39 protein-coding genes, 1 tRNA gene and 1 pseudogene are annotated in these 22594 nt (G+C 50.0%); 16 read left to right on the top strand and 25 right to left on the bottom strand.

The features are described 5' to 3' along the window. Positions 1-14 precede the first annotated feature (14 nt). The 7 genes and pseudogenes from ACN0IC_RS06560 to ACN0IC_RS06530 all read right to left on the bottom strand — a co-directional run bounded on the left by ACN0IC_RS06560 (position 15) and on the right by ACN0IC_RS06530 (position 4610). Positions 15-293: a hypothetical protein gene (locus ACN0IC_RS06560; protein WP_416877966.1), complete on the bottom strand. Its 279-nt coding sequence runs from the start codon at positions 291-293 to the stop codon at positions 15-17. Beyond that, the gene (locus ACN0IC_RS06555; protein WP_416877965.1) at positions 290-2335 is read right to left on the bottom strand and encodes a hypothetical protein; all 2046 of its coding nucleotides are present in this window, start codon (positions 2333-2335) and stop codon (positions 290-292) included. The genes ACN0IC_RS06560 and ACN0IC_RS06555 overlap by 4 nt, the downstream gene beginning before the upstream one ends. Further along, positions 2332-3837 carry a terminase gene (locus tag ACN0IC_RS06550; protein WP_416877964.1) on the bottom strand — a complete coding sequence of 502 codons (1506 nt, stop codon included), beginning with the start codon at positions 3835-3837 and terminating at the stop codon, positions 2332-2334. The genes ACN0IC_RS06555 and ACN0IC_RS06550 overlap by 4 nt, the downstream gene beginning before the upstream one ends. Further along, positions 3815-4015 (bottom strand): hypothetical protein, encoded by a 201-nt coding sequence (locus ACN0IC_RS06545; RefSeq protein WP_416878089.1) that lies wholly within the window; start codon positions 4013-4015, stop codon positions 3815-3817. The genes ACN0IC_RS06550 and ACN0IC_RS06545 overlap by 23 nt, the downstream gene beginning before the upstream one ends. A 33-nt stretch (positions 4016-4048) precedes the next feature. Then, positions 4049-4150 (bottom strand): annotated as a pseudogene (locus tag ACN0IC_RS06540) (hypothetical protein); the annotation flags it as partial. Next, complete coding sequence (locus ACN0IC_RS06535; RefSeq protein WP_416877963.1) at positions 4143-4301, bottom strand: hypothetical protein; 159 nt, start codon at positions 4299-4301, stop codon at positions 4143-4145. The gene ACN0IC_RS06535 and the pseudogene ACN0IC_RS06540, both read right to left, overlap by 8 nt. Before the next feature lie 9 nt (positions 4302-4310). Then, entirely contained in the window at positions 4311-4610 is a 300-nt protein-coding gene (locus tag ACN0IC_RS06530) for a hypothetical protein (RefSeq protein ID WP_416877962.1), read from the bottom strand. A gap of 456 nt (positions 4611-5066) precedes the next feature. On the opposite strand from ACN0IC_RS06530, the gene ACN0IC_RS06525 reads away from it, so the two are divergent. Both ACN0IC_RS06525 and ACN0IC_RS06520 read left to right on the top strand, forming a co-directional pair. Beyond that, on the top strand, positions 5067-5315 hold the full coding sequence (locus ACN0IC_RS06525; protein WP_416877961.1) for a hypothetical protein: 249 nt from the start codon (positions 5067-5069) through the stop codon (positions 5313-5315). Beyond that, on the top strand, positions 5312-5506 hold the full coding sequence (locus ACN0IC_RS06520; protein WP_416877960.1) for a hypothetical protein: 195 nt from the start codon (positions 5312-5314) through the stop codon (positions 5504-5506). Before ACN0IC_RS06525 ends, ACN0IC_RS06520 begins: the two co-directional genes overlap by 4 nt. 147 nt (positions 5507-5653) lie before the next feature. Here the strand turns inward: ACN0IC_RS06520 and nusG are convergent, their stop codons facing one another. The 17 genes from nusG to ACN0IC_RS06435 all read right to left on the bottom strand — a co-directional run bounded on the left by nusG (position 5654) and on the right by ACN0IC_RS06435 (position 15286). Beyond that, positions 5654-6277 (bottom strand): transcription termination/antitermination protein NusG, encoded by a 624-nt coding sequence (gene nusG / locus ACN0IC_RS06515; protein WP_416877959.1) that lies wholly within the window; start codon positions 6275-6277, stop codon positions 5654-5656. After that, positions 6270-6794 carry a hypothetical protein gene (locus ACN0IC_RS06510; RefSeq protein ID WP_416877958.1) on the bottom strand — a complete coding sequence of 175 codons (525 nt, stop codon included), beginning with the start codon at positions 6792-6794 and terminating at the stop codon, positions 6270-6272. The genes nusG and ACN0IC_RS06510 overlap by 8 nt, the downstream gene beginning before the upstream one ends. A gap of 351 nt (positions 6795-7145) precedes the next feature. Next, a complete protein-coding gene (locus ACN0IC_RS06505; protein WP_416877957.1) occupies positions 7146-7409 on the bottom strand; it encodes a hypothetical protein in 264 nt (87 codons plus the stop codon). A gap of 10 nt (positions 7410-7419) precedes the next feature. Next, the gene (locus tag ACN0IC_RS06500; RefSeq protein WP_416877956.1) at positions 7420-7902 is read right to left on the bottom strand and encodes a hypothetical protein; all 483 of its coding nucleotides are present in this window, start codon (positions 7900-7902) and stop codon (positions 7420-7422) included. Positions 7903-8149: 247 nt separating this feature from the next. Then, entirely contained in the window at positions 8150-8356 is a 207-nt protein-coding gene (locus ACN0IC_RS06495) for a hypothetical protein (protein ID WP_416877955.1), read from the bottom strand. A gap of 390 nt (positions 8357-8746) precedes the next feature. Beyond that, complete coding sequence (locus ACN0IC_RS06490; RefSeq protein ID WP_416877954.1) at positions 8747-8941, bottom strand: phosphoglycolate phosphatase; 195 nt, start codon at positions 8939-8941, stop codon at positions 8747-8749. Further along, entirely contained in the window at positions 8938-9804 is an 867-nt protein-coding gene (locus tag ACN0IC_RS06485; protein ID WP_416877953.1) for a helix-turn-helix domain-containing protein, read from the bottom strand. Before ACN0IC_RS06485 ends, ACN0IC_RS06490 begins: the two co-directional genes overlap by 4 nt. After that, positions 9801-11204: a replicative DNA helicase gene (locus ACN0IC_RS06480; protein WP_416877952.1), complete on the bottom strand. Its 1404-nt coding sequence runs from the start codon at positions 11202-11204 to the stop codon at positions 9801-9803. Before ACN0IC_RS06480 ends, ACN0IC_RS06485 begins: the two co-directional genes overlap by 4 nt. A 109-nt stretch (positions 11205-11313) precedes the next feature. Beyond that, positions 11314-11544, bottom strand: coding sequence for a hypothetical protein (locus ACN0IC_RS06475; protein ID WP_416877951.1), 231 nt, complete (start codon positions 11542-11544; stop codon positions 11314-11316). Then, complete coding sequence (locus ACN0IC_RS06470; RefSeq protein ID WP_416877950.1) at positions 11541-11969, bottom strand: hypothetical protein; 429 nt, start codon at positions 11967-11969, stop codon at positions 11541-11543. The genes ACN0IC_RS06475 and ACN0IC_RS06470 overlap by 4 nt, the downstream gene beginning before the upstream one ends. Continuing rightward, positions 11962-12228 (bottom strand): hypothetical protein, encoded by a 267-nt coding sequence (locus tag ACN0IC_RS06465; RefSeq protein ID WP_416877949.1) that lies wholly within the window; start codon positions 12226-12228, stop codon positions 11962-11964. Before ACN0IC_RS06465 ends, ACN0IC_RS06470 begins: the two co-directional genes overlap by 8 nt. Continuing rightward, complete coding sequence (locus tag ACN0IC_RS06460) at positions 12225-12611, bottom strand: DNA methyltransferase (RefSeq protein WP_416877948.1); 387 nt, start codon at positions 12609-12611, stop codon at positions 12225-12227. The genes ACN0IC_RS06465 and ACN0IC_RS06460 overlap by 4 nt, the downstream gene beginning before the upstream one ends. Before the next feature lie 308 nt (positions 12612-12919). Next, the gene (locus ACN0IC_RS06455) at positions 12920-13219 is read right to left on the bottom strand and encodes a hypothetical protein (RefSeq protein WP_416877947.1); all 300 of its coding nucleotides are present in this window, start codon (positions 13217-13219) and stop codon (positions 12920-12922) included. After that, a complete protein-coding gene (locus ACN0IC_RS06450; RefSeq protein ID WP_416877946.1) occupies positions 13216-13704 on the bottom strand; it encodes a hypothetical protein in 489 nt (162 codons plus the stop codon). The genes ACN0IC_RS06455 and ACN0IC_RS06450 overlap by 4 nt, the downstream gene beginning before the upstream one ends. After that, positions 13697-13882, bottom strand: coding sequence for a hypothetical protein (locus ACN0IC_RS06445; RefSeq protein ID WP_416877945.1), 186 nt, complete (start codon positions 13880-13882; stop codon positions 13697-13699). Before ACN0IC_RS06445 ends, ACN0IC_RS06450 begins: the two co-directional genes overlap by 8 nt. Positions 13883-13979: 97 nt before the next feature. Continuing rightward, entirely contained in the window at positions 13980-14312 is a 333-nt protein-coding gene (locus ACN0IC_RS06440) for a hypothetical protein (protein ID WP_416877944.1), read from the bottom strand. Positions 14313-15082: 770 nt separating this feature from the next. Next, complete coding sequence (locus ACN0IC_RS06435) at positions 15083-15286, bottom strand: carph-isopro domain-containing protein (protein ID WP_416877943.1); 204 nt, start codon at positions 15284-15286, stop codon at positions 15083-15085. 84 nt (positions 15287-15370) lie between these two features. Here ACN0IC_RS06435 and ACN0IC_RS06430 point away from each other — a divergent pair, with 84 nt between their 5' ends. The 14 genes from ACN0IC_RS06430 (at position 15371) to ACN0IC_RS06365 (ending at position 22470) form a co-directional block, all read left to right on the top strand. Beyond that, entirely contained in the window at positions 15371-16027 is a 657-nt protein-coding gene (locus ACN0IC_RS06430) for a S24 family peptidase (protein WP_416877942.1), read from the top strand. A 135-nt stretch (positions 16028-16162) separates the two neighbouring features. Continuing rightward, positions 16163-16666 carry a hypothetical protein gene (locus tag ACN0IC_RS06425; RefSeq protein ID WP_416877941.1) on the top strand — a complete coding sequence of 168 codons (504 nt, stop codon included), beginning with the start codon at positions 16163-16165 and terminating at the stop codon, positions 16664-16666. An 11-nt stretch (positions 16667-16677) separates the two neighbouring features. Then, positions 16678-17106 (top strand): hypothetical protein, encoded by a 429-nt coding sequence (locus ACN0IC_RS06420; protein ID WP_416877940.1) that lies wholly within the window; start codon positions 16678-16680, stop codon positions 17104-17106. Next, positions 17106-17528 (top strand): hypothetical protein, encoded by a 423-nt coding sequence (locus tag ACN0IC_RS06415; RefSeq protein ID WP_416877939.1) that lies wholly within the window; start codon positions 17106-17108, stop codon positions 17526-17528. Before ACN0IC_RS06420 ends, ACN0IC_RS06415 begins: the two co-directional genes overlap by 1 nt. Positions 17529-17826: 298 nt before the next feature. Then, positions 17827-17970, top strand: a complete 144-nt coding sequence (locus ACN0IC_RS06410; protein ID WP_416877938.1) for a hypothetical protein — start codon at positions 17827-17829, stop codon at positions 17968-17970. Continuing rightward, on the top strand, positions 17970-18155 hold the full coding sequence (locus ACN0IC_RS06405; protein WP_416877937.1) for a hypothetical protein: 186 nt from the start codon (positions 17970-17972) through the stop codon (positions 18153-18155). The genes ACN0IC_RS06410 and ACN0IC_RS06405 overlap by 1 nt, the downstream gene beginning before the upstream one ends. Further along, a complete protein-coding gene (locus ACN0IC_RS06400) occupies positions 18152-18898 on the top strand; it encodes an ERF family protein (RefSeq protein WP_416877936.1) in 747 nt (248 codons plus the stop codon). Before ACN0IC_RS06405 ends, ACN0IC_RS06400 begins: the two co-directional genes overlap by 4 nt. Next, entirely contained in the window at positions 18895-19587 is a 693-nt protein-coding gene (locus ACN0IC_RS06395; RefSeq protein WP_416877935.1) for a hypothetical protein, read from the top strand. The genes ACN0IC_RS06400 and ACN0IC_RS06395 overlap by 4 nt, the downstream gene beginning before the upstream one ends. After that, positions 19584-20039 carry a single-stranded DNA-binding protein gene (gene ssb, locus ACN0IC_RS06390; RefSeq protein ID WP_416878085.1) on the top strand — a complete coding sequence of 152 codons (456 nt, stop codon included), beginning with the start codon at positions 19584-19586 and terminating at the stop codon, positions 20037-20039. The genes ACN0IC_RS06395 and ssb overlap by 4 nt, the downstream gene beginning before the upstream one ends. Before the next feature lie 10 nt (positions 20040-20049). Beyond that, positions 20050-20394 carry a hypothetical protein gene (locus tag ACN0IC_RS06385; protein ID WP_416877934.1) on the top strand — a complete coding sequence of 115 codons (345 nt, stop codon included), beginning with the start codon at positions 20050-20052 and terminating at the stop codon, positions 20392-20394. Between the two features lie 189 nt (positions 20395-20583). After that, positions 20584-20739, top strand: a complete 156-nt coding sequence (locus ACN0IC_RS06380) for a hypothetical protein (protein ID WP_416877933.1) — start codon at positions 20584-20586, stop codon at positions 20737-20739. Then, positions 20736-21206, top strand: a complete 471-nt coding sequence (locus tag ACN0IC_RS06375; protein ID WP_416877932.1) for a hypothetical protein — start codon at positions 20736-20738, stop codon at positions 21204-21206. Before ACN0IC_RS06380 ends, ACN0IC_RS06375 begins: the two co-directional genes overlap by 4 nt. 3 nt (positions 21207-21209) lie before the next feature. Beyond that, positions 21210-21395 (top strand): hypothetical protein, encoded by a 186-nt coding sequence (locus ACN0IC_RS06370; RefSeq protein WP_416877931.1) that lies wholly within the window; start codon positions 21210-21212, stop codon positions 21393-21395. Between the two features lie 4 nt (positions 21396-21399). Further along, on the top strand, positions 21400-22470 hold the full coding sequence (locus ACN0IC_RS06365; RefSeq protein WP_416877930.1) for a tyrosine-type recombinase/integrase: 1071 nt from the start codon (positions 21400-21402) through the stop codon (positions 22468-22470). Positions 22471-22516: 46 nt separating this feature from the next. Here ACN0IC_RS06365 and ACN0IC_RS06360 read toward each other — a convergent pair. Beyond that, positions 22517-22593 (bottom strand) — tRNA-Arg (locus ACN0IC_RS06360). Position 22594 lies beyond the last annotated feature (1 nt).

The following is a 22594-nucleotide window of genomic DNA, read 5'->3' as shown; positions in this document are numbered from 1 at the left end:
GGACTGGGTGCGCCTCAATCATCCGGCGCGGACGCGCTTAAGATACTCTCTGCCGATTTTCCCTCGGCTACAGTCTTCTTAAGCGAATTGTGTAATTGTTTGACGGCGCGCATTTGGCTCACAAGCCCCTCGCGCTCTGCATGACCCTTATCGCCGGGGTGCGTAGCCATAAGAGCCTCGACAAGCCTGCGCTCAACGCTTTCAAAATAGTCGTGAACGGGCTTTATATCCAAAGCGCGAGCCACCTTCTGGCCCATCTCGACGTCTTCAATGAGCTTTTTCTTATCTATCACTGGTCAAGCCTTCCGCCCGGTCTGAAATCCGGTATTTGTTGTGAATTGGCCTTGATGAGCGCTAGCTGAGCCTCGTTATTGGCTTTTTGCTGCGCCATCTGGGCCTCAAACTCCGCCCGCATACGGTCAAGGTCAGCCTGCGTTGCCGCCTTGCGTTCCTCCATTGCCATTTCGAATTGCTGTTTCTGCATGTCCATCTGAAGGCGCTGGCGGTCTATTTCCATATCGTTCTGCGCCTTGACCATTGCAGGGTCAGGCGGCTGCTCCTGCGGCTCTGGCGGCGGTAATTTAGACGGGTCAACAAAGTATTTGTCAGGGGATTTATATCCCACTGCTTCAACAAATTCAGACGCCAGATTGTATATCTTTTGCGGGTCAACTGTGGGAAGTCCCGCCTCTACCATCTCTCTTTGAAGCTGTCCCAAAACCTGTAGCTGTCCAAGCTGTGCATCGCGTGAGCCTGTGCCGGCCCCGATATCAATATCAACGGCGGTGCGGTCTAACCATGACATAGGGCTGAACGTGACAAAGCCCGTCTTGGTCTTCATCTCGCGTTCAAAGTTATGATGGCGGCGGATAAGAGCGGATATCTTCGTAAAAACGCGCTCAAGACCCCTTGCTGCCTCTCTGGCGATATATTCTTTCCGGGCGCTGGCTGCGTTCTGCAACAACTTCATGCCGGAATAAGTGTCTGTTAGGCTGTCAGGGTCTAGGCCCTGTGATTGGCGGTTAATGCCTGTGTTGAACTCACGCTCTTTTTCTTCTACATCAAGCATGGCAAGCGCGGCCTTCGACACGTCATTCATCAGAAGCGGCTTAGCGGATTTGCTTACGTCTCCGTCTTTAGAAATTCCCGTTACAGGGACAACGCCGCCCGCTGATGGGTCAAGCAATGCATTGATGTTTACCGTGTCGGTATTCGCCAAATATTTCGGCATGGTGGCCAGCTTCACGCTGTCATTGGCTTGGCGCATTGTAACGGTGCGCTGTCTCTGGCTTATCTCGGCCTTCTCGCCCAAGCTGGACGCAAAATATACATCCGGCTCAGGATGGCTTGACCATGAGGCAAGCGGCTGCATATCCACATCCTCAACAGACAGGATAACATTGCCAACGCGCTTGACATTGACCAGCTCGGCAATTCCGTCTCTGTCGCGGTCAAGGCGAATAAACTCATCTAATAGATGGAAGCGGTCATTGGCGCGGGCATAGAGGCGGTTAACGCCTGTTATTTCTTCCGGCTCATTGTCGTAATCTGTAACCGTTTCTTCTTCATCTTCGTCCTGCCCTATTTCCTCAATATCGGTGCGGCGGTCGGGAAACATTTTGACCAAATCAGAGCGCGAAACAGGAATGCGCAGAGCTACGTAATCTGCGTCATCTTCCGTCTCGAAGCCTTTCGCGACTAACACCTCATTCATGTTGTGCGACTGAATTTTTATACAGCCGTCATAACGCACCTCGGCATATTCAAAATCAAATGTGCCGTCTTCATTCTGAACGGCGGTCTCGGTGTCTATCTGTATGTTGTTCTTTTGCAGGTAGCGCTCGGCGTTTTCAGGAGACACGCCCGTCATTTGCACTGTATCGCCTAGCTTTGGGTCTTCCCAATAAACAGAAAGATAGCCGCGCTTTCCAAGCAGTCCGTTAAACAGATAATTGCGGAGGTTCTGGTAGCCGTCATTATCGCGGAGGAATATCGCGTTGGTGTAATCCGTCTCTTGCTGCGCGTTCTGCGCCGCCTCATCACCCGGAACTTCGGCAGTAAACTCTGCAATCTGGTCGCCCGAGAGAAACAAGCGTATCAGGTCTGTTAAAGCCCAATCAACCGTGCCCGCAACATCGCCTGAGACGTATTGTGAGCGGTTCGGCAGCTCATCGCCATAAGGCTGGCGCTTATATCTTTTTAGAAGCTCATCGCCCTCAGAACGGGCCGCTTGCATATATGTGTTTGCTGAATCGTATGACGCCTGTGCGAAGGAGAGTATTTCCTCCGTTGTCATTTCTTCATTGCCCCGCTCAGGGCTGGTCTCTGTCTTCATGAGATTGTTCCCTGATTTGGCACAAGAGGGCCGTCATAAGCCTTCTTTTTCGGGCCGTGATATCCATCAGCAAAGGTCGCAAAGGCGTCTGCTCCGTGTGAATGGTCGTCGTGACGCGGCTTTGATTTCCAGACGCCGTATTTTTCATCCCACTCGCGTGAGTAGTTTTCGAGGTGCTTAATGCCTTGGTCGCAACCAAGCTCATCGAACTCACATTGCGGGAGCTTCGTTCTGGCGTTCTGAATGGTGTGTTGCTTGTCCTGTGAGCGCTCGACAACCTCAAAGGCAAAGCCCAACTTCTTGGCGATATCCTTAACGGACTCTGCCACAATCCCCATCTTGCGGTGTTCAACATCGTGCGGCCCATAATGCTGACCAAAGACAGCTCCGCGCATCACAGCCCATTTGTTGAGCCAGTCAATGTAGTGCGCTATGCCCTCACCGCTATTTTCGTAATATCCGACAAATCTGTCTTTTCCGGCAATCGACTGGTGAAGCCATATCGAGGTCATATCCCCCACGCCTAAATCCCAGAACGTGTTCACAGCCGTGCGGGATTCAAACTCAAACTGCCCAATCTTTCCAAGCTGTCGAAGCGCTCTTAGTTGCTTAGCGTAATAAGCTCCGTCCTTTGCGCCAGCGAAAGCCTCTTCAGGCGTAGAAGGATATTCCTTCCACATATCATCGCCCTGCTCTTTCGCCTTAGACGCATACCACCACTTTTGAGGGCCGCTTAGCTCAATGCCGTGTTCATCCAGTAATGCGGCGAAATACTTGTCGTTCTCATCCGTAAGAGGGTAAGTCTCGTTAAGCTGATAGGTATCGTCTTCAAACCAAGGGAAGAAATGAAATTTGTAATCCAGTGTGGCCAGTTCGCGGCCGCTATCCTTAACCCGCCTTGCCTCTTCCGTCTTATCGTAGAAGTCGCCCGCCCTGCCCTCTGCCGTGCTTTCAATAAAGCAGAGCTGCTTGGGAGCCAGAGTGTTCAAAGCGCCGGACTTGACCTCTTTGGCCTTCTCAGGGTTCTTGGCGCATATCTTTCCGTATTCGGATATGTGCAGGAAATTCTTGGTCGTAGAGCGGAGAGAGACCCCCACCTCAACACTTGAACCGTTCGACAGGATTAACTCTGTAGCGTTATTTGCCTCAATAGGTTTGAGCGCTCTGATTTGCTCCGGCAATCGGTCATACGCAAACTTGATGCGCTTCAATAGATTTTTTGCGTTATCCAGGGTGTCCGCCACAAGACCCGCCGCGAAATGCGAGTTGAACAAGCAGCAGTCCAAAGCCAAAACCAGAATGAACGTGCTGAAACCCATTTGCCGAGCCTTCAACACGATATTCAGATAGTGCATCTCCTCTAGGAGCTTGGTCTGCGCCTTATTTGGCTTGAACAGAACCACCTGCCCCATCTTGTCCTCAATGTGGTAGAGGTTGTTTAGCCTCCATGCTCTGTTTGACCACTGGCTTACCAGTTCATCACTTAGAGCGGGTGCGCCCATCAATCTCTTCCATGAGCGCTTGCACAGGGTTTACCGAAACAGAGCCGCTATGCTCCATATCCACTTCCTTAGGGATAATACCCGCTATCATCTTGGCGAAGTCACCAGGCTTATCAGTAGCCATAGCTTCAAGCGCTACCTTGCCGTTCCTTCCCCATGCATCTAAGGCGTCACTCAAGAAGCTCTCCGATAGCTTAGACCTAGCCCCCTTTGGCCTTCCGGCAGGATTGCCAGACTGACCGGGCTTGAACGGCTTAAGGTTCGCCAAACTTCTCTGTTTAGCCTCTGTTTCTTCAGTGGAATTATCAGTCACGACCCTGAACCGCTATCTGACCTATCGCGGCCTCAAGAGGCGACCTGTTCTCAAGCCATCCCTGCTCCACGTAGTTAACAATGCTCTCGGCTTTGCTGATATCGCCTTTGGCCAGTCTTATGGCTTCTAGTCTTAGTTGCTTATCGTCCATGCTGACCTCCTAGTCTGTGAGATAGTTAGCCCGCATAACGCGAGCGATATTGCTTTGCGCGAAGTGTGGGATTGATGTTTGCTCAACGGTTGAGCCTTCAATGAACTTTAATGCGACACCCGCCGCCATGCCCTCACCCCAAGTCACTATTGCATAGCCACTTAGGTTATCGCCGCTATCAGCTAAGTAAGAGGCGTCATTGACCAATGCAGATTGAACCTCGTTGCGCTTTGCAACATCAAGCACACGCACATCAGCGCCGCCTGCCTTCATCCGAACGCGGCCAATTCTTGCAACAGACTGGCGCATGCGTCCCTCCATAGAATAATTGCGGATACTAACCCTTGGCGTCCAAATGTATGCTTATCCCGCAACGCACTGGCAGGGTTAGATGAGACTACGCCTATCCGCTTTTAGCGTTGAAGGAATGCGGGGAATAAGAAAAGGGGCTGTATCTTAACCCTGCGGAAACAGGACGATACGACCCTTGGTTCGGTAGATAAGCCCTGACCTGCTATAAGGTTAGCCAGTATGCTCTCCACGTCATAACAACTGGATTCTTGCATATAGAAGCGGCCTGAGCAAGGGAAATAAGAAGCAGGACACTCTCATAGGTTAAAGGCTCTAGGCTCATTGATTGTGTAGAGCGCCTGCTATTCGGTGAAAATAATGAATAATAATGTAAATTAGGTGTTGCATCCCGCAACAAGGTGTGAAATAAGATACTTGTTCAGGCAATCAAGCCAATCAAAACGGAGAACGAAAATGGATAAGCTCACACAAGCAAATAAATCAGTAGCTCGCGCAAGGTGGCTAGAAAAGCGCTTCGATAAAAAGGCTAGAATGCACACTAATGCAAAATCTGCAAAAGCCGCCTTCTATGTTGAGCGTCATTTGAAAGCCTGGGAATTAACCACCAAGCGAATCGCGATAAGAAACGCCCTCGTCCCCGATGGATGTCAAATTGATATTTCGTTTTTGCACGACATGCCGTCAAAGTTTAAAGCCACATGACCCACAAAGAATACAAAAAAAGGATTGAGGCTTTAGGCTTCAATCTTTCCTCTTGGGGGCGGTTTGTTGGATTGAACCGCTCAACCGTGTTGCGCCAATGCTCCGGCGAGATTGAAACGATACCTGAAATCTACTGGCGTGTGATTGAATGGCTCGAGAGCGGAACGCTTACAAATCCGAATAGGGAATAATTTTAAGCCGCACTTAGCCCAAAGCTGCCACGCGGAAAAGCCGATTATCGACCCTTGGGGCAGTTTGGTAGCGATGCCTTACATTCGTTCGAGTGGTCGCAGACGGCTATCCAGTTACGCTACGCGTAGCATACCGCAATATATAGGTCAAGACGCTTTTTGCAATTCATACGGGTCAACCACAATCTCGCGCTCAACGCCGAAAAACTTGGTCATAACCTTAATCCCCTCATCCCCGCATTCTGTGACTTCGGCCCCTAAGCCCTCAAAGCCGCCAGTGATAAACTTGACCTTCTCGCCCCTCGTAAAGTTCGGGATTGTGATAGCCTCCTGACCATAAAGCCGCTTTTGGTTCTTGCGGGCGTCCTTTCGCGGGTCATAACCACGTAATACAATGCGTTTGCGGGCGCTGTGAGCCTCATACAGAGACTTTTGCCATTTTTCCATGTCATCACACGTCAAAACAACTGGTGCGTCCCTATGCACCATAAATGAATAGGCATCGGCGCGTCTGTCGATGATATAAGCCATGCCCATAAGAGCATCGTCAATATCCCTATCCGTTCCAACAAAAAGATAGCCTTTGAATAGCGGGTCTGCATATGGGCGAGAGGCTTGGCGCTCTGCTCGTGCCTTGCGTGACCGAGGGGCCTGAAACTTCGTCTCGAAAGGCGAGTAAACATCAAACCCTGTGCTAACGAATAGCTCATGCAAGAATAGCTCCCGCCCTGACCGCACGTTTACGATATACCATAGCTTTGCTTTAGCCATTATGTTTCCTTTGGGGGTTTTTGCGAAGGACAGACTTGGGAACAACCGTATCTTCACGTTCAGGGTCATTTGGAAAGCGATAAATTTCATATCCCAGAGCCAAAGCTTTTGACATATCGTCGGGAAAAATGTTGATGAAAGAAGGGGCTTTATTATGCCCACAACAGCATCCCAGCGTCCCAATTCCTTCATTCCACAATCTTGTGACTTCCAGCGCGAGACAGGCATCCACACAAACTCCCGGACTGCGTTTTCCAAACTCTTTTTCCCGCCTGTCAAAATAACCTTTCATTGTAGGATGTTCGGCTAATAAAACGGTTTCTGTATACGTTCCAAAATCTACATCATCACACGAACACCCGCTTTCCTCCGCTCTGGCTTGGTGACCAGCTTTGAAGGCGTTTTGCTCACAGGCTAGAATAAATTTAAGCAGCGCAGGGGTGCTAGTATCTGCGGGTGCTGCTGTAAGTGTTAGGCTTTCATAGTTCTGAAAAGCCTTCTCCATCTTATCGCTCATAGTCGTGTCCTCCCACAATCCCAATCGCACTCCTCAGAACCCGCCTTGCTGCACTGCCCATCCGGCCCCATTCCGCAATCCACATACTCGCAACCGCATGTTCCAAGTTCCGCACCGCAATATTCGCAGGTATCTTCATCGTCTAAACACATGCAAAAATTATCGGGAGCGCCACATTCGGGGCATTTGTCGAAATCCATCTTATCGCTCATGACTTGGCTCCCTGTTGTGAATAAATAGGAGTGGCCTTGTCCTTATTGCTCTTGTCTGGCCTCGGTCTTAACGGACACGAAAGGCAACGGGTCTCGTCTATGGGCCAATACTTTGGCGGGCAGTCTGAACACTTATCGCTCATCCCTCACCGCCTTTCAGGGCTTGGCGGGATTCTCGGATGGCTCTTTTTATTCCGAGGAATACAGTTGGGTCTTCAAGTATAGCATCTAACCATCCGTTCATCGTCGCCTTCTCCCGCTCACTCTCTGCAAGGTCTTTGGATAGGCGGGTGATTAGGTTTGTGGTTTTTTCAAGCGTCACAGGTGTTGATTTGAGATTAAATTCCAACAGTCGCAAAACACTTGCGGTCATTTCCTCAACGCTCTCTGTCTCTTGGGTCATATCAAACTCCTTAAGTGGCTTTTTGCGGGTGAACGGTATAGGTATTTTGCGGGTGTTTTCGCCGCCCAACTATAAATAAAGTCCACGTTTTTCCGCGAAACTCAGGCGCTAAGTAAAAGGCGTGAATGGCCTTTCTACTCCGAAAAACAACACTGCCCGGACGCAAAAACCTTAAGCTCCAGGGCGTCTTTTCAATTATCTTACCGCGAAGCAAAATAGTTATAGACCAACGTGGATGGTCGTGAAATTCTTCTGAACCAGATTTTGCCCTCCAACAATGAAGAAGTAGATTGAAAGGACACCACCAGGGAAGCTTATTTCTTATCTGGCCTTTATGCATGTATTCGTCATCCATAAAAAAACAATATCGCCTCAAAATGGGCGTTCCTTTGAAAGTCGTGATAGAAATACGCTTAGTCACGTCCGTTTGACTAATACCCCACAGTATAAGTCTATTGACCAAACTGACCTTTCTAGTTTTAGCTTGGGTCATTGGGTGTCCTTCTCTGGTGGGGTTAGTCTGTCCTGCCATTCGGCGGAGTGTTTCGGGCAAAGGTCTTTGTTTGGGGCGGGTGGCGTCGAGCATTGGCGACAAAGCGGAGCGTCACACGTTCCAGATTTTTTATGAGGGACTTTCCAGTCACAAAGCTGGGTTGCTCGATTTCCGCATTTGCATTTTCGGGATCGTGTGCAAACAATAGCGGTCATGCCGTTTGGCAGGGTTGTTGGTGTGCAAGGCATCACCGATCCTCCGCCGTTAGGTTCAAAATCATGATAGCGGACAAGCGAAGCGCTCTTACTTTATCGGACTTTGACAAAGGCATTTTAGTGACCGCCTTTGAAACTCCGTAAGATATCTTGAAACACCATCTGGCTAATTCCTCACTAACGTGCCCGTCTTGCATGAGGTCTATTTGGTCTTTCGCGGTAGTGTGACTGTCACTCATGCCCAATTTCCTTTCGGTTCTGTTACGGGGGTAAGGCCCGCTATTCGGTTGGCGTATTCGATTAGATGTCTTGCCCTTACGCCTTGGCCATACGTTTCGGCTCGGCGGGCCTGTTTCTTAAGTGTCAGGTATTTTGTCCTAACCTTCGGCTCTAGGCCCTGGATTTTCTTTTCGCGGATACGCCGGCGAAGCTCTGCCCTTGTTATCTCATTGGCTTTCTTCTGCTTCTCCGCGATAGAGGCTATCTGCTTTTGAGTGGCCCGCGCCTTGCGCATCCCTTCGCGCTTGACCCTTCGTCGTTGTGCCAGTTTGCAATCTCGGCAGCGCCTAAACTGTCCTTCAACGGCAGCAGAGCAATCATGGCAAAAACCTGTTGCGGGAAGTCCTGACCTACCCTGCACGGCGAAGCTCCTTTGGCAGACCGTTCACAAGATTTGAGCGAACATCAAAGCGGGCCTTGCGGAGTATCGACGTGAACTCGCTGGCGACAACCTTCACCTCGACCTCAAACCCCCTCTTAAGCCAATAGCTTTCAATCTGTGCCTTGACGGCAATGGCTCCCTCCTTCGTCCAAAGGTCTCTCATTGTGCTGTCTCCTTCGTTTTTTCGTATTGGGATTTTATCCAAGCCTCGTTTTCCGCCTCTTCTCGGCGCATACGGGCAACACCATCCTCAAACTCGACCTTTGGGCCGTCTGGCTCGAAATACGTTTCAAACAGGCCGTCATCGAGAATTGTGGCGAGGGACTTGCGGTATTTCTCCGCATCTGGATTGTTTTTCTTTTCGTCACGGCATCGCGCCGCAACCGCCGCGCCAATAGCTTTCGGCGATTTATCCTCACGGAGCCGCACTACTCGCAAAAACCGCTTGGCATCCGCGCTCACGGCAACCTTGGATTTGCCGAGCGCCGCAATAAATTCGGTGTAACTTGCCTCCCATACCTCTAGTCCGGTGTTTAACCGTTCTTTCGGTAAGGGCTTTTCGGGTGGTTGTTTTGGTTGATTTACCGCGCCCTCGCGCGTTTGGGTTATTATTGGGTTATTAACTGGGTTATTAGTGTGCACCTCCTGCACTACCTTTTGGTCGTTAGGTGCACTACCTTTTGGAACCTGCTGCACTACCTTTTCGCTATCAGGTGCACCTGCTGCACTACCTTTTGAGGGTGTAGGCATGACGGCTTTGTATTGATTATTTGCCCATTTTTGACCCCCAAAACCATGCTTTGAGACCTCCAAAAAACCCGCATCTATAGCTAACTTCAAATTGGATTTGACCGCACGAATTGACAGGCCGGAGCATCTTGCAAGCTCCTCTTGTGTAGGGTGCGCAGCCGTGTTTTTAGCGTTCATAAAGGTGGCCAAAGTGAGCAACACAAGGCGCGTTGTGGCCTTCAGGTCGGACTCCGTAATGGCGTCCTGCCACGACCAGAAAAATGGCTTTTCGCTCATGCGCTCTGCTCCGTAATGTAATTGTAGTGCATATGCGCGTTAAGCTGACGCTGACCGATTGGCCCCATCCGTTGCTTGGCGCAGATGATATAGAGTTGGTTTTTGACCTCTCGCAAGGCCACTTGGTCATCGAGTGTCGGCTGTTCACCAGAGGCTTCAATCTGTGATATTTTCCGCTCCAAATAGTATTCAGGACGGTGACAGAATAAGACCGTATCGGCGGCTTGCTCTAAGACCGCACTGTCTTTCAGGTCAGACAATTCAGGGGCCTTCTGGTCGCGTGAAACGCTGTTGCGGTTTAACTGGCAGAGAAGCAGAACAGCGCAATCTCTCGCCTTCGCCATATCCCGCAAACGGTTTGCCACTTCGCCAATTTGAAGGTCATGGCGCATCTTCTGATTCATATCATCGAGAGAGACCTTATTGACGTAATCGACTATGACTAAATCCAGGGGCCGAATATCTTCTGACAAACGCGCTCCAATATCGGAGACAGTCAATCCGGGGGTGCAATCAAGGTTAAGCGCGGGCAGGTCTTTAAGCGTCTCTTGCGCTAGTCCCTTGGCCGCGTCACTCAGGCCGTGAGAGCGCATAAGCTTGAAATAGGCTAGGCCCCTCGGATTGTTCACATCTGAACCCTCGGCCATTGTCGCGCTCATCATACGGGCTGCAACCTGTTTATCGTTCATCTCCATTGAGAAGAAATCCACACGATATCCCATGCGGGCAACGCGGCGGGCTATATCAACCGCAACGGCTGACTTACCCATTGAGGTATGACCTGCAAGCAAGGTGATAGCTTGGCGGTCAAGCATGGCCATTTCATCAACCGCTCTCCATCCCGTTGGAATTTGGGCGGGCTTCTCTTGCGTAAGCAGAGCATGGCCAGCCTCGGCGGGATTGACAAAGGCCGACTGCCCCACTCCGCGCTTGGCGATTAGGCTTAATTCATCGGCAAAATTGCTCACCAGAATATTGGCGTTTAAATCCTCTTGCTCGTCAATCTTTTCATTGAAGGCATGGACGCGGGCTTGTGTTTTGCGGCGCATAGAGCAATCGGCTATGATGCGGGCATATTGCGGCGCGGCCTCTTTATGCGGTTTCTCGGCTAACAGAGACGCCACATAGTCATCCCCCACTTCATCGGTGTATTCGCTCTTGCGAAGGGCGTGGTTAAGCGTGATAATATCAACGGGCTGACCGCGCTTTGTGCCTTCCAGAATGATACGGTAAATATCGCCGTGAAGAGGGCTGTAGAAATCATCTGGCGTCAAGAAAACGCGAATACCTTCTGCCAATTCGTTGTAATGCAGCATAGCTCCCAGCAAGGCTTGCTCCGCCATTGACGAGTGAACAGGGGCAACCGTTTCATCTGTGACGATTGAAAGAGCGGCCCCCATTATTTGGAGTTCCGTGTCTTAGGCTTGCCCATAGAAGCAAGAGCCTTTTTAAGCGCTTCACTCACATGGGTGCGCTCGGCGTAATTTAGGGGTTTGGTCGGTTTATCACTCACTTACCTTCCCCCTCTTTGGAATTGAGGGTGTGTTCAAAAGAGACCTCTTTGACTCGCTCTTCGGCTTCTTTTCGCGTCTTGAAACTTAGGCTCGGGCCGCGAAAAAACAGGCCGTATTGGTCATAAATATCGTGCCAGAAAAACCGGCCCTTATGCTGAATATAAAACCGTGAGCCTATTTTCTTTATACGGATTTTAACGCCGCCTATTATGAATATATCGCTCACTTATCCCCCTCCTGTTTGGAGAGGGCTTGGCGGGCCAGGTTTACGCAATATCCGACAAGCAATAGACCTTCAAATCTAGACATGTGGCCCGCGTCTGGCCAATCACCGTATTGCTGTGAGAAGCAATAAATCGGACTATTGAATATCTCTTCTTGTGTTGCAGCAACGGTAAAGGAAAACTCTTCTCCTCGCGCTCGAAAATAATAGCAGACACCATCAAACCGCCCCTCGATTTGCAAAGGACAGCTTCCGCCAACACTAGAAACACTTATCCCAAATTTAGCAAAGATGGGCTTGACTAAAGCAAATAAGATTTCAAACTTTTTCTGCCGTGCTTTCTGGTAAGGCCTCAGCCGTCTCAACAGTTCATCAAGGCTTTCGCCTTGCCCTGAATCGGATTCGTGCTTATGTGATTTATCAGGCATCTTGACCTCCTTTCGCGAGGTTATTTTGCTTAGTCGGGACGGGTGTTGTCGCATCCGTTTCCGACGCTATTGTTCTATCAATGTTCACGTCAAAAGACAAGCTCTCGGCGTAGTTTTCCAAGCTGTTTTTAACGCTTTCCATGCACTTTTTCGCGTTCACCAAAGGGCCTGAAACCTCCCCTTTATTCGGAGCAGGAATATATCTTAAAGCGCTGTCTATTTGTGACAGAGCTGAGGCTAGGGACGTGGGAAGGGTCATAGGTCAAATCCTTCCTGAATAGGCGCTATGGGCTTACTAGGCGGGGCGACAAACATATCAGGCTGTTCGTAAGCCTTGCGGATGCGTTCAACGGCTATGTCGAAGTAATCGGGGTCTAACTCTATGCCAGTGAATTTGCGGCCTAGCTTGGCGCAAGCAACGCCTGTTGTGCCGCTTCCCATGAAGGGGTCAAATACGTGACCTGAAGTCCACCGAACATTCTGCTCCATAAGAGAGACGGGTTTTTGAGTGGGGTGGAGGTCGTTTCCTGTTCGATTAGCGAAAACAACATCGTTGGGCCGCTTTGAGAAATAATGCGCCTCACCCGCATAAAACGCAGCGACTTCCGTTTTGCGGCCATGCTCATGCTCAAGGTCGCCCATAGAGTGATTGTTTTTTACCCATGTGATTAGGCTTTTAGGCCTTGGAACATTTGTTAAATTGTCCCAGCGCATCCAAATGTAAGCCGAGTGTTTGTATGGTAGCCCGCAGGCAAACTCTAGAAGCCCTGTCTGGTCGTCTCCAGATATCGCTTTGTGACTCACACGCCTATAGTTTGACTTAAATGACATTCCATAGGGAGGGTCAGTTACAATTGAGTCAAAAGCGCCAAGGGCTGGCGCAATGTTTACGCTGCACCCCTGAATAAGCCGACAATCCCCAATAGTAACTTCACGGATAATAGGAGATGTCATGCTGCGCTCCCCTTCAAATGCTTTACAAGGTTCAAGGCGTCATCAACTGAAACCAAAAGAGCGTGACCGCCCGTCCATGTCTCTAGGAACGTTTTCTGCGCCGCTGTGTAAGCCTTAGGCTCACCGCGCTTGTTACGTGGCATTTTGACCTCAGCAAGCACTGTGCGGCCTTTATAGCCGCATAAGAGGTCTAAGGGCTTATCGAGAGGGTAAACGACAATGCCGGACGCTCTAAGAGCTTCTACAATCTCTTTTTCGTTAGCGTCTCTGGCGGTGTTGTATCTGTGAAGGCTCATTGTCCGACCTTCCGCTTAGGCCATTTGGTTTTGTGACCTTCCGGCTTGTAAAAGTGGTTGTGGCCCTCTGGCGCTTGTTGAAATTCAGATCGGCCTTGGATAAGGGAATAGCCTCTGGCTTTGCGGCGCTTTAATTGGCCCGTTTCACCAGCTCGGCGCTTAGCTCTCGCAATATCTTTCTGGTCTTGAGCTGTCTTAATCTTGTGCCACTTTTTCAAGAGAGGCTGCCAAACGACATCATCCCCCTCTTCCAATAAAGCGCGGGGAATCTTATGGTCAAAGTCAAACGCCTGCCCGCGAATTGGCTCATTTGAGTATTCGCAATAGCCGTGATTAAATATCCATTCGCGCATAGCCTTCTTAGTCCACCGGGCTTTGCGCTTAGGCTCACGGCCCATGACAACAGGATATTGACGAAGGAAGATAACCTTCATCTCTGGCGCTGTGATAGGCTTGCGCTTCATCGTGTTGAAGGGTTTAGTCACGAATAGCAGCCTTCAACGCTTCATGCGTTCTTTCGTATCGCGATTTATGCTCTTTGGAATTTCCGTGGACGGGCTTAGGCGCAGGCAGCGCTCCCATATATTTAGCCATCCAAGGGGCGTAAGTGACAACTGTATCGCCTTGGCGCTCTACTGTGCGTCCGTTTATTGTTTCGCTCATTTATAAACTCCCATCAGTCGCCAAGCCCTTTGTGTGAGGGACTTTGCTTTTTTCAGAAGGCGTTCTGCCCTCCAGTTTTTGAACTGTTCCCACAGGGTCATAGTGAGGCTTTCAGGGCGCGTTTGCGGGCAAGGAACGCCTCGGCTTCTGCTATCTCTGCATCTATGGATTGCGCTTCGAGTATCAGAGCCTTACGCTCCATGATGTATTCAATTGCCTTCACGTCCCTGTTCGGGATTGTGCGAGTTGCGTTACGGATGTAGAGGCATTTACCTTCGGAAATGTGGTAGCCATGCAGGGCTAGGTCGTCCGCCATTTCCTTTGCGCTCTTGTTCCAGACTTCACGGCATTTGCGCGCAAAGGCTTTTTGGTCGCGCGTAAGCAATTCCTCAAGATGTTGAGCAAATCCCTCAAGAGTTGGTAGTGTCATTGTTTGTCCCGTCATCTAGTTTTACCACATGATGATGAGAGACACAGACCAAACACAGACCCGCGAAGCCCTGGTAAGCGATAGGCGGGAAGGTGAAATTTTGTTTCTTTCTGATTTTCGGAAAGCCCTGCCACTGACGCAGATTTATAATCTGACCGCTCAGGAAAGAAGGCTAGGTATAAAGATGCGGGGTTCGCCAAGCGACCTCCCCCGCTAAGGTTCAACTGAGGGTATGTGGCCCTCCGCTTGGCAAAAGAGAAAGTGACGGACAGGAGCGACCTTACAAGCCCCCGCCCGTCAAGTTTTGCGCGGAAGAAAGGAATAAAACCACGCATGGGGAAAACCTTGGCGAGAAACGGTAATGACTCCGCTCCTCGCCTCACAGTAGTGGGGATTGTGTTTGATATGTGAGAAAGGCGGGTTATGAGCAAACCCACTCGCAATGAACTGTAATACCGTGCTCTTTTAGTTTTTTTGCTTGCCCCCAAAGCGCATGGGAAGGAATGGAAAAGTTCTTACCACCAAGAACCTCAAGTATCTCAGCAGCCTCTGGAAGGGCTTCACTGTCAGGGCCATAAAGTGGAACCCAATAATCACCCCTAAGAGTTAGCGTAACGCATGTGCAACGTCTCCCTGCCATCACTTCCCCCCGTATTCATTCCGAGGGCGATTAAGCCACATCACAAAGACCGTTCCCCAAAAGAGAGCCGGAAAGACAAAGCCAATAATGCCGATAATTGCATCCCAAAGGGTTATGTCGTGAAAGAGGCTCATGCGGCGACCCCCGCGATAAAGGTGGACGCTGTTACGGGAACGTCATGCTTTTCCGCCGCCGTCAAAATAACCTGCCAATGCTTCTGCGGGATTCTCCCGACTGACTGCCAGCTTCTAATTGTCGTTGATGGAATAGTAGTCTTTCGGGAAAGCTCATTCGCCCCCTCAAAAGCCTCAATAATGGTGTCCACGTATGTCATGGATATCATTAATACGAATTTTTCGTATGAAATCAACCCATTTTTTAATATGGAATGTTTTTTGCTATGGGGCGATAAAGGCGCATGACCACCCCAGTCGGACAGAAACTTAAAAATTTCAGGAACGACTGCGGCCTCACCGTGGAAGAAATGGCTAAGGCTTTGGGTAAGGTGAAGTCATCCTACCAGTATTACGAAGACAAATATAAAAAGCCTTTTCTCCCGATAGGGTTGCGAGAGGGTCTGCTCACACTCGCACGAGGTTATAACTTGCCACCCTCGCGTGCATCTGAATTGATAGGCATCCCCATCACGGATAATAAGACGCAGCCCATAGAAGGCCTGTTTGATGGGAAAAAACTTCCCATTCTGGGAGGAGCAAGGGGTGGTATGGAAGGGGTTTTTGCAGATAATGGGGCGGTATTCGGCGAAACGATGCGGCCTTTATCATTACAGGGCGTAACTGACGCCTATGCGGTTTATGTGGTTGGCGAGAGTATGGAGCCGCGATACTTCGCAGGCGAAATCGTTTGCCTTCACCCTATGCGGCCTATCTCACGCGGGGATTTTGTTGTTGTCCAATACGAGAAGAACGGCGAACGCCTTTACACCATCAAGCAATATATAAAGAGAACCGAGAAAAGCCTGCATCTCTTGCAGCTAAACCCAGATGAGGAAATCCTTATCCCGGCAGAAATGGTTCACAGCGTTCATAAGGCTGTAGCTACACTTGATTCCTAAATAACCCAATTCCTGCCCTGACTTTGCTCACTTCTGCAAATCAAATACGAAAATTTCGTTTTTATGCTTGACGTATACGAAAAATTCGTATAGACCTATTCTCATACACACAACCGCAATGCCGGAGATATGAGAATGACAGAACATCACGAAACGCCAGAATTGAACGGTGCCGCCATTAACTTGATTTCAGGGGCGTTGAAGGAGGCCGAAGGCTTAGCAGAGAGCGCCTTCCCAAGGGCTGGTGGAGTTTTGGCGGGCTGTCTTCTTGCAGAAGAGAGTTTCCGCCCATGCTTTAGAATTTCAATCGAAAAGTATCAGCACGGATACTCAGGGCGAACGCTTATATCTGTTAAAGAAAAATTCACGCACAGCGTGACTGAGGCAGTTGACAGGTTTCTTGCTAAGGTTCGAGAGGCTTGCGAGGTTGACGATACCGAAACCATCAGAGCTATGGCCATCAAAATTATCGAAGTAACTTTCGACAAAGGTCAATGCACTGACCGAGACTTGCGGCTTTTCGACTTCCCACAAATCATAATCGAGCGCTCTGGCGACAAGGCTGCGGCTTTGGCAACCGAGATGGGTAATGGCGGGCCGTTTGAAATCGTCTCCACTCAAATCGCGAATGCGGCATAGGAGATATGAGAATGAGTTTAGCTTTTGAAAACCGCAACTGGAACGCCTCGCCATACGGACGCACAGAGCCAGTTACTCCCGCCGCCGAGCAAGACGCTATTACGGCAATTGAAACAGCTTACGGCATTATCAATAACGGTATGCAAGCCTGTAACGATGGCGTCCGTCACCACTATATAGCGCATGAGCGCTTTGCTAGAACGCTCCCCGCTGTCTTTGCGGCCATCGGAGGTTATGACGCGGAATTGAATGCATACGCTCTCACAGACGGGCTTATCGGTATTGATTGCCGCTGGGATGTTTACGCGGCTATTGACGGATTTATGGAGGCGGCTTTTGGGCATGAATTAGCTCTAATCGAAAACACCTCAATTCTCACAAATCGCAACAAGTTCATCGCAAGCATGGACGCCTGCAAGATGCGGATGGGAGTAGCGTAATGGGAGAGTTTACTAAAGGGCCTTGGGTTGCTGTTGGTGATCATGAGTATATTCAAGACTCATGGGGGGAAGTGATTTGCCGGCTATCTTTCACGGTAGACGACTACGGAACCTCTTGTTCATTTGAGAACGCCGAAGCCAACGCCCAAAGAATCGTCACGGCGGTTAACTGTCATGATGAACTGGTGGAGGCTTGCCGAGGCGTTGCTTCATTGCTCGAAGGAGCAAGAGAAGCCTACAAGAGCGTTCAAATAGACTATTCCTCATCCGCTGACATAAGAGCAACAGAGTCAGAGCGTGACGCAACTTTTTCCGATTATTTGGCGGAAAATATAACCGCCGAAATGGTGTTTGCCTGCGAAGCCGCCCTCGCCAAAGCCACCCCCAAAGACTCCGAACCTCGGATGGGGGGTGTGGCATGAGTGAATGGCAACCGATTGAAACAGCTCCGAGAGATGGAACGGTAGTAGACCTTTGGATAGTTTCGTGCGCTGGCGGACATGACGCCGATAGCATTGATTTTTACACTGACGGATTGGCTAAATATAACAAAAAAACACGGCGAAGAGAGGGTCGCGTTTGCAACAAACGGTATGAGAAAAGAGCGGGCGGCGAAGGCTGGTATACAGTTGGCGGTCTAAGCACAATGGCTATGACCGTTAAGCCCACCCACTGGATGCCACTCCCCACTCCCCCATCCCCCAATGAAGAAGGAAAGAGATGATGGATTTATTTATTGAGATTGCCGCAAAAATTATGCTCGGCCTTCTTTGCGTGAGCGCGTCTATGGTCTTTGAGGACAACGGAAAGGTTTCGTTTCTCTTTGTCGCAGCAATCACCTTAGCCATAATCGGAGTTTGGTAATGACATCCCTCTACCCACGCGGAATAGCCAATTACGACAAGCGCATATCAGGCGTTCCCATGAGCGCGGTTCTGTCCGCCGAGTCCCTTAAGCAAATCACAATGGAAAGCCCTAGGGCTACCAGAGACTATTTCGCCCAAACGCTTTTGAATGAGCGCGGGTATAACGGAAGGAAAGAGAGATGAGTAACAACACTGAATTAGCAATGAGCGAGAAGGCTGACAGTAATCCCCAGCCTATCGGAGAAATACTGACCGCGATAGCGGGCGCAATGGGTAAAATCCGCAAGGTAGGAAAGGACAATGAGAACAAGTTTGATAAATATAACTTCGCATCGATTGACGATTTCCTTTCTTTAGTTAACCCCATCTGCGCCGAAGCCGGACTTCTGTTTCACATGCAGGAAGGCGTTGTTACCGAATTTATGAAAAAGGGCCGCAATGGCGAAAGTTCGTGGCTTCGGATTACCTTTGAGATTACCGCATACCACACGAGCGGTCAATTCTTGCCGCCTGTATTCAGGAGCGTTGAGGTTCAGCGGACGGGCGCTCAAGCCTATGGCTCGGCGCAATCCTACGCTCTAAAGCAATTCTTGCGGTCACTTCTGCTAATCCCAACGGGGGACAAAGACGACGCTGACTTTGAGCGCACCGACAATGGCGCCGTTGTTCAGGCTAGCCCCGCAACGCAGCCTAAAAAGAATGGCAAAAGTAAAACTCCTGAAACACGGAAAATCTTCTCTAACCTGCAAAGTGATATTTATGCGGCAGGCGGGGATTTAGACGCCCTTACGATATGGGGTGAGCAAGCCGAGACTAAAGATGCAATCGCCCAGCTTCCCGCTGACTGGCAGAACGATATTCGCGGCCTTTACAAATCTGAAATCACGGCTGCGAAAGAGCCGAAAAATATGGAGCAAGCAGCATGACTTTATCTAACAATGGCCCAATGGACGCCGCTGATTATGAAGAACCTTTAACCGAGCTGGAGAGCAATCTATCAGACTATGAAGGCGTAACTCTTGACGATGAAAGCGCGGCAAAGCTCAATGACTTATTGAAGGAAATTCAGAAGGTCGGGAAAGACGCTGACAAATCCCGCGTTGCCCTAAAGGAACCTCACCTTGTTGCAGGCCGAAAAGTCGATGATGACTTTCGCCCCATCAAGGAGAAAGCAGGAGAGCTTCACAAGACGGGTAAGGGTTACATGACAGCCTATCTTGTCGAGCAAAAACGAATTGCCGACGAAGCCCGCCGTAAGGCAGAACAAGAGGCCGCAGAGAAAGCCCGCATAGCCGAACAGCTGGCGAAGGATGCTCTTATTGGCGAGGATGTGAAGCGGGACGCGGAGGAGGCCGCCAAGGCGGTTGACCTAGCGAAAGCACAAGCTGAAAATTCCGGTCGCGCGGGAAGCTATCAGGGCGGTGCTCGCACCATGTCCCTTCGCACTTCTTACGAAGCCGTCTTGTCTGACCCGAAAGCAGCGGCAATTCACTTCGCAGACCATCCCCGCGTTCAAGATGCAATTATCTCGGCTGCTAACGCAATCTTGCGTGGCTCCGATAGACCAGATGCAATTCCTGGAATTGAAATCAAAAAAATACAGAAAGCAGCATAATGTCATCAGTCAATAAAGTGATTTTAGTCGGAAATGTCGGCAAAGACCCCGAAATTCGGAATTTCGGTAATGGTGGCAAGGTCGCCAATTTCTCTATCGCTACATCAGAGCGATGGAAAGACAAGCAAGGCCAAGCGCAAGAGAAAACGGAATGGCATAACATTGCCGTGTTCAGTGACGGGCTTGTCAGCGTGATTGAGCGCTACGTGAAAAAAGGCTCTAAGCTCTATATCGAAGGCAAATTGCAGACTCGTAAATGGCAAGACCGCGATGGGAACGACAAATACACCACAGAAGTCGTTTTGCAGGGCTATGGCGGCACTCTGACGATGCTGGATAGCCCTCAATCAAGCGGAGGCCAAAACACACGCGGAGACTATAGCTCTAATCAGGACGCGGGAAATAGCGGGAATGATAGCTATGGCGACTTAGACGATGAAATTCCATTTTAGAGGCTAACAGATGATTACCGAACAAAAGCTAGTCGAAGCCCTTCGCATACTGGCAGACCCTGATGGGACTTACGCCAATACGCGGGCCGGACATGAATTTTCGCAAAAGATGGAGAAGATTGTTCTCGCCAACCTTGTCGCCAACAGCCCTGAGAAGAGCGCGGCCGCGAGTGAAAAATGGGCCATGCGTCAACCGGAATATACGGAGGCGATAGAACAAACCCGCGAATGTGCGGAGCTTGATTATCGAATTAGAGCTAAGCGTGAAGCCGCAATGATTATCGTTGAAACGTGGCGAACGGAGCAAAGCAACGAAAGAGCGCACACTCGGACAAGCAACGTCCGAGCCGCATAACAGGCCAGAAGGCCGCATAGGAGAGAGTAATGTCATATCCACGAGATTTGGAAGACCTAGCAAAAACGATTTTGGGCCTATCGTTTTGTTGATTAACAGGCCAATAGTAATAGCTATACTAGTCGGGTTCATCGCGCTCTCATTTGCCGTAGGAACCTTGATGCGTTTCTTTGGCTGGGAGCAGCTCTAATGACCCTCAAACAGAAACTATCCCAGCGCCAAAGAGAGATAAAAGACCGCCCTCTTCCAGACGCTATAGACGCGACAAACCGCAATCTAAGAAACGCAGGACTTCCCGCTATTTGGGAAGGGATTAACCAAATGACAGATGGAGAGATGGAATGACGCTTTCAGAAACCATTGGCCGTGCTATGGCTGAAATGGACGGTCACTCCAAGCAGTGGGATATTGAGAGAGACACGCCCGAAACCGGAGACGGACGATACCTCGGCTATAATGCAGAGGCCGACCAAATAATTAAGCGGATAGAACAGCAAGGGCATCTTATTGGCAAAATCGAATGGCGTCCGATACAGACAGCGCCGAAAGACGGAACGCGGATTTTTGTTCTTTGCCCTCCAGTAAAGTTTACCACCAGAAACGGCGGATATAAAAAAGTTGGTTGGCGAGACACCTCTGTCCAATGGGTTGGAGATTTGCGCGGAAAAATAAAGAACGAGCTTAGTGAACACGCAAAAGAACTAATTGAGGCCCATGGCGGATTTTGGACGCAGAGGCCCAAAGCTGCCGTGCCGATTATCGGTTGCCCTCTCTATTGGTTTCCTCGCCCGGCCGTTCCGGTCAAGAAATAACCAATGACCTCCCCTTCCCGTATATCACGTAAGACCAAGAAAGAGCCTTCCAAACGGTTTTTGGTTAATGCTATGGAAGCTGCCAAGGCGGCGGGCTGGACTAACGTTCAGATTCGGACGCCTTACGGGGTTTTGATAGCTAGTGAGGATATGGGAGATGGGAAAGAAGCGCAAGGCGAATGGGATTAGCGTTATGCCAGAGCGCCTTTCAAACACTTACCCCGAGAAAGACCGACACGGGAAAATCAGGTGGCGTTTTCGTAAAAAGGGCTATGCCTCGGCGCAACTGCCGGGAGAGCCGGGAAGTCCCGAATTTCTGGCCGCATGGCTCAAAGCAATGGGCAAGCCAAGCCAAGCCGCCAAGCCTAGACACGTAAAGAGCGGGTCAATGCGGTCACTTATAAACGACTATATAACAGACCCGACCTTTAAGCAAAATCGAGATGAAGGAACGCAGATAGCCTATAAAAAGCGCTATGACGCCTTTTGCGACTCCACTGGCAAATCAGGGCGGCGGCGGGGTGATATGCCTTTCGCCTCGGCTGACTCTATCGTGTTGCGGAAAATCATACGGGAAGAACAAGGGCGCTCTATAACAGCAGCTAGGCGACTTCATACGGCCCTTTCCGCTGTGTTTGAATATGCGGTTGAGAGCGAACAAATGAGGCTCAACCCGATGAAAAGCGTAAGCCGGCCCAAAGCAAAGAAAACGGAAGGCTTCCACACTTGGACGGATGAAGAGATTGGACATTATCGCGATTCATACGAAATCGGCACAAATGAACGGCTGGCCTTTGAGTTGCTTCTCTATACAGGCTTACGCGGTGCCAACCTTTTTGATCTCGGCTGGCAGAATGTAAGAAATGGATATTTGCGGGTAAAGCCCGTTAAGGGCGGGGATTGGCTAGAGCTATTTATCACGCCTGATTTTGCCGAGGTATTGGAGCCGACGCGGGGAAATATGACGTTTATTATTTGCCAGAGCGGGACGCACTACACCCGCAAGAGCTTCCAGCAATGGTTTTCCAAATCTGCGACATTAATCGGACTACCCCATTGCAGCGCTCACGGCTTGCGTAAGGCGAGAGGGCGACTCATGGCAGAGCATAACTGCACCGACCGCCAGATTATGGCCGTTCTTGGTCATAAGACCTCGGCAATGGCGACGAAATACACTCGCGCTGCGAATCAAAAACGCCTCGCAGAGCAGGCTTATGGCAAGACGGAGTTTCCGAACCTACAAAACACTATGAAAGCGAAATGAAAAATGCTATACAAAACAGGTATTTACAAGCGAAGGTTCGGAAAAATGGCAGACCCAGCAGGACTCGAACCTGCAACCTGCCGCTTAGAAGGCGGCTGCTCTATCCAGTTGAGCTATGGATCCC

The sequence above is a fragment of the Litorimonas sp. genome, assembly GCA_029936425.1.
GTDB lineage: Bacteria > Pseudomonadota > Alphaproteobacteria > Caulobacterales > Maricaulaceae > Litorimonas.
The sequence above is the reverse complement of the archived record's forward strand: the minus strand, read 5'-3'. Positions and strand labels throughout refer to the sequence as shown.

Bases quoted from the DNA above. Each gene is read 5' to 3' on its own strand.
- ACN0IC_RS06555 (WP_416877965.1), bottom strand. From the start codon at position 2,335: ATGAAGACAGAGACCAGCCCTGAGCGGGGCAATGAAGAAATGACAACG.
- ACN0IC_RS06550 (WP_416877964.1), bottom strand. From the start codon at position 3,837: ATGGGCGCACCCGCTCTAAGTGATGAACTGGTAAGCCAGTGGTCAAAC.
- ACN0IC_RS06535 (WP_416877963.1), bottom strand. From the start codon at position 4,301: ATGGACGATAAGCAACTAAGACTAGAAGCCATAAGACTGGCCAAAGGC.
- ACN0IC_RS06530 (WP_416877962.1), bottom strand. From the start codon at position 4,610: ATGCGCCAGTCTGTTGCAAGAATTGGCCGCGTTCGGATGAAGGCAGGC.
- ACN0IC_RS06525 (WP_416877961.1), top strand. From the start codon at position 5,067: ATGGATAAGCTCACACAAGCAAATAAATCAGTAGCTCGCGCAAGGTGG.
- ACN0IC_RS06520 (WP_416877960.1), top strand. From the start codon at position 5,312: ATGACCCACAAAGAATACAAAAAAAGGATTGAGGCTTTAGGCTTCAAT.
- nusG (WP_416877959.1), bottom strand. From the start codon at position 6,277: ATGGCTAAAGCAAAGCTATGGTATATCGTAAACGTGCGGTCAGGGCGG.
- ACN0IC_RS06510 (WP_416877958.1), bottom strand. From the start codon at position 6,794: ATGAGCGATAAGATGGAGAAGGCTTTTCAGAACTATGAAAGCCTAACA.
- ACN0IC_RS06505 (WP_416877957.1), bottom strand. From the start codon at position 7,409: ATGACCCAAGAGACAGAGAGCGTTGAGGAAATGACCGCAAGTGTTTTG.
- ACN0IC_RS06500 (WP_416877956.1), bottom strand. From the start codon at position 7,902: ATGACCCAAGCTAAAACTAGAAAGGTCAGTTTGGTCAATAGACTTATA.
- ACN0IC_RS06495 (WP_416877955.1), bottom strand. From the start codon at position 8,356: ATGAGTGACAGTCACACTACCGCGAAAGACCAAATAGACCTCATGCAA.
- ACN0IC_RS06490 (WP_416877954.1), bottom strand. From the start codon at position 8,941: ATGAGAGACCTTTGGACGAAGGAGGGAGCCATTGCCGTCAAGGCACAG.
- ACN0IC_RS06485 (WP_416877953.1), bottom strand. From the start codon at position 9,804: ATGAGCGAAAAGCCATTTTTCTGGTCGTGGCAGGACGCCATTACGGAG.
- ACN0IC_RS06480 (WP_416877952.1), bottom strand. From the start codon at position 11,204: ATGGGGGCCGCTCTTTCAATCGTCACAGATGAAACGGTTGCCCCTGTT.
- ACN0IC_RS06470 (WP_416877950.1), bottom strand. From the start codon at position 11,969: ATGCCTGATAAATCACATAAGCACGAATCCGATTCAGGGCAAGGCGAA.
- ACN0IC_RS06465 (WP_416877949.1), bottom strand. From the start codon at position 12,228: ATGACCCTTCCCACGTCCCTAGCCTCAGCTCTGTCACAAATAGACAGC.
- ACN0IC_RS06460 (WP_416877948.1), bottom strand. From the start codon at position 12,611: ATGGGCGACCTTGAGCATGAGCATGGCCGCAAAACGGAAGTCGCTGCG.
- ACN0IC_RS06455 (WP_416877947.1), bottom strand. From the start codon at position 13,219: ATGAGCCTTCACAGATACAACACCGCCAGAGACGCTAACGAAAAAGAG.
- ACN0IC_RS06445 (WP_416877945.1), bottom strand. From the start codon at position 13,882: ATGAGCGAAACAATAAACGGACGCACAGTAGAGCGCCAAGGCGATACA.
- ACN0IC_RS06440 (WP_416877944.1), bottom strand. From the start codon at position 14,312: ATGACACTACCAACTCTTGAGGGATTTGCTCAACATCTTGAGGAATTG.
- ACN0IC_RS06435 (WP_416877943.1), bottom strand. From the start codon at position 15,286: ATGACATACGTGGACACCATTATTGAGGCTTTTGAGGGGGCGAATGAG.
- ACN0IC_RS06430 (WP_416877942.1), top strand. From the start codon at position 15,371: ATGACCACCCCAGTCGGACAGAAACTTAAAAATTTCAGGAACGACTGC.
- ACN0IC_RS06425 (WP_416877941.1), top strand. From the start codon at position 16,163: ATGACAGAACATCACGAAACGCCAGAATTGAACGGTGCCGCCATTAAC.
- ACN0IC_RS06420 (WP_416877940.1), top strand. From the start codon at position 16,678: ATGAGTTTAGCTTTTGAAAACCGCAACTGGAACGCCTCGCCATACGGA.
- ACN0IC_RS06415 (WP_416877939.1), top strand. From the start codon at position 17,106: ATGGGAGAGTTTACTAAAGGGCCTTGGGTTGCTGTTGGTGATCATGAG.
- ACN0IC_RS06410 (WP_416877938.1), top strand. From the start codon at position 17,827: ATGATGGATTTATTTATTGAGATTGCCGCAAAAATTATGCTCGGCCTT.
- ACN0IC_RS06405 (WP_416877937.1), top strand. From the start codon at position 17,970: ATGACATCCCTCTACCCACGCGGAATAGCCAATTACGACAAGCGCATA.
- ACN0IC_RS06400 (WP_416877936.1), top strand. From the start codon at position 18,152: ATGAGTAACAACACTGAATTAGCAATGAGCGAGAAGGCTGACAGTAAT.
- ACN0IC_RS06395 (WP_416877935.1), top strand. From the start codon at position 18,895: ATGACTTTATCTAACAATGGCCCAATGGACGCCGCTGATTATGAAGAA.
- ACN0IC_RS06385 (WP_416877934.1), top strand. From the start codon at position 20,050: ATGATTACCGAACAAAAGCTAGTCGAAGCCCTTCGCATACTGGCAGAC.
- ACN0IC_RS06380 (WP_416877933.1), top strand. From the start codon at position 20,584: ATGACCCTCAAACAGAAACTATCCCAGCGCCAAAGAGAGATAAAAGAC.
- ACN0IC_RS06375 (WP_416877932.1), top strand. From the start codon at position 20,736: ATGACGCTTTCAGAAACCATTGGCCGTGCTATGGCTGAAATGGACGGT.
- ACN0IC_RS06370 (WP_416877931.1), top strand. From the start codon at position 21,210: ATGACCTCCCCTTCCCGTATATCACGTAAGACCAAGAAAGAGCCTTCC.
- ACN0IC_RS06365 (WP_416877930.1), top strand. From the start codon at position 21,400: ATGCCAGAGCGCCTTTCAAACACTTACCCCGAGAAAGACCGACACGGG.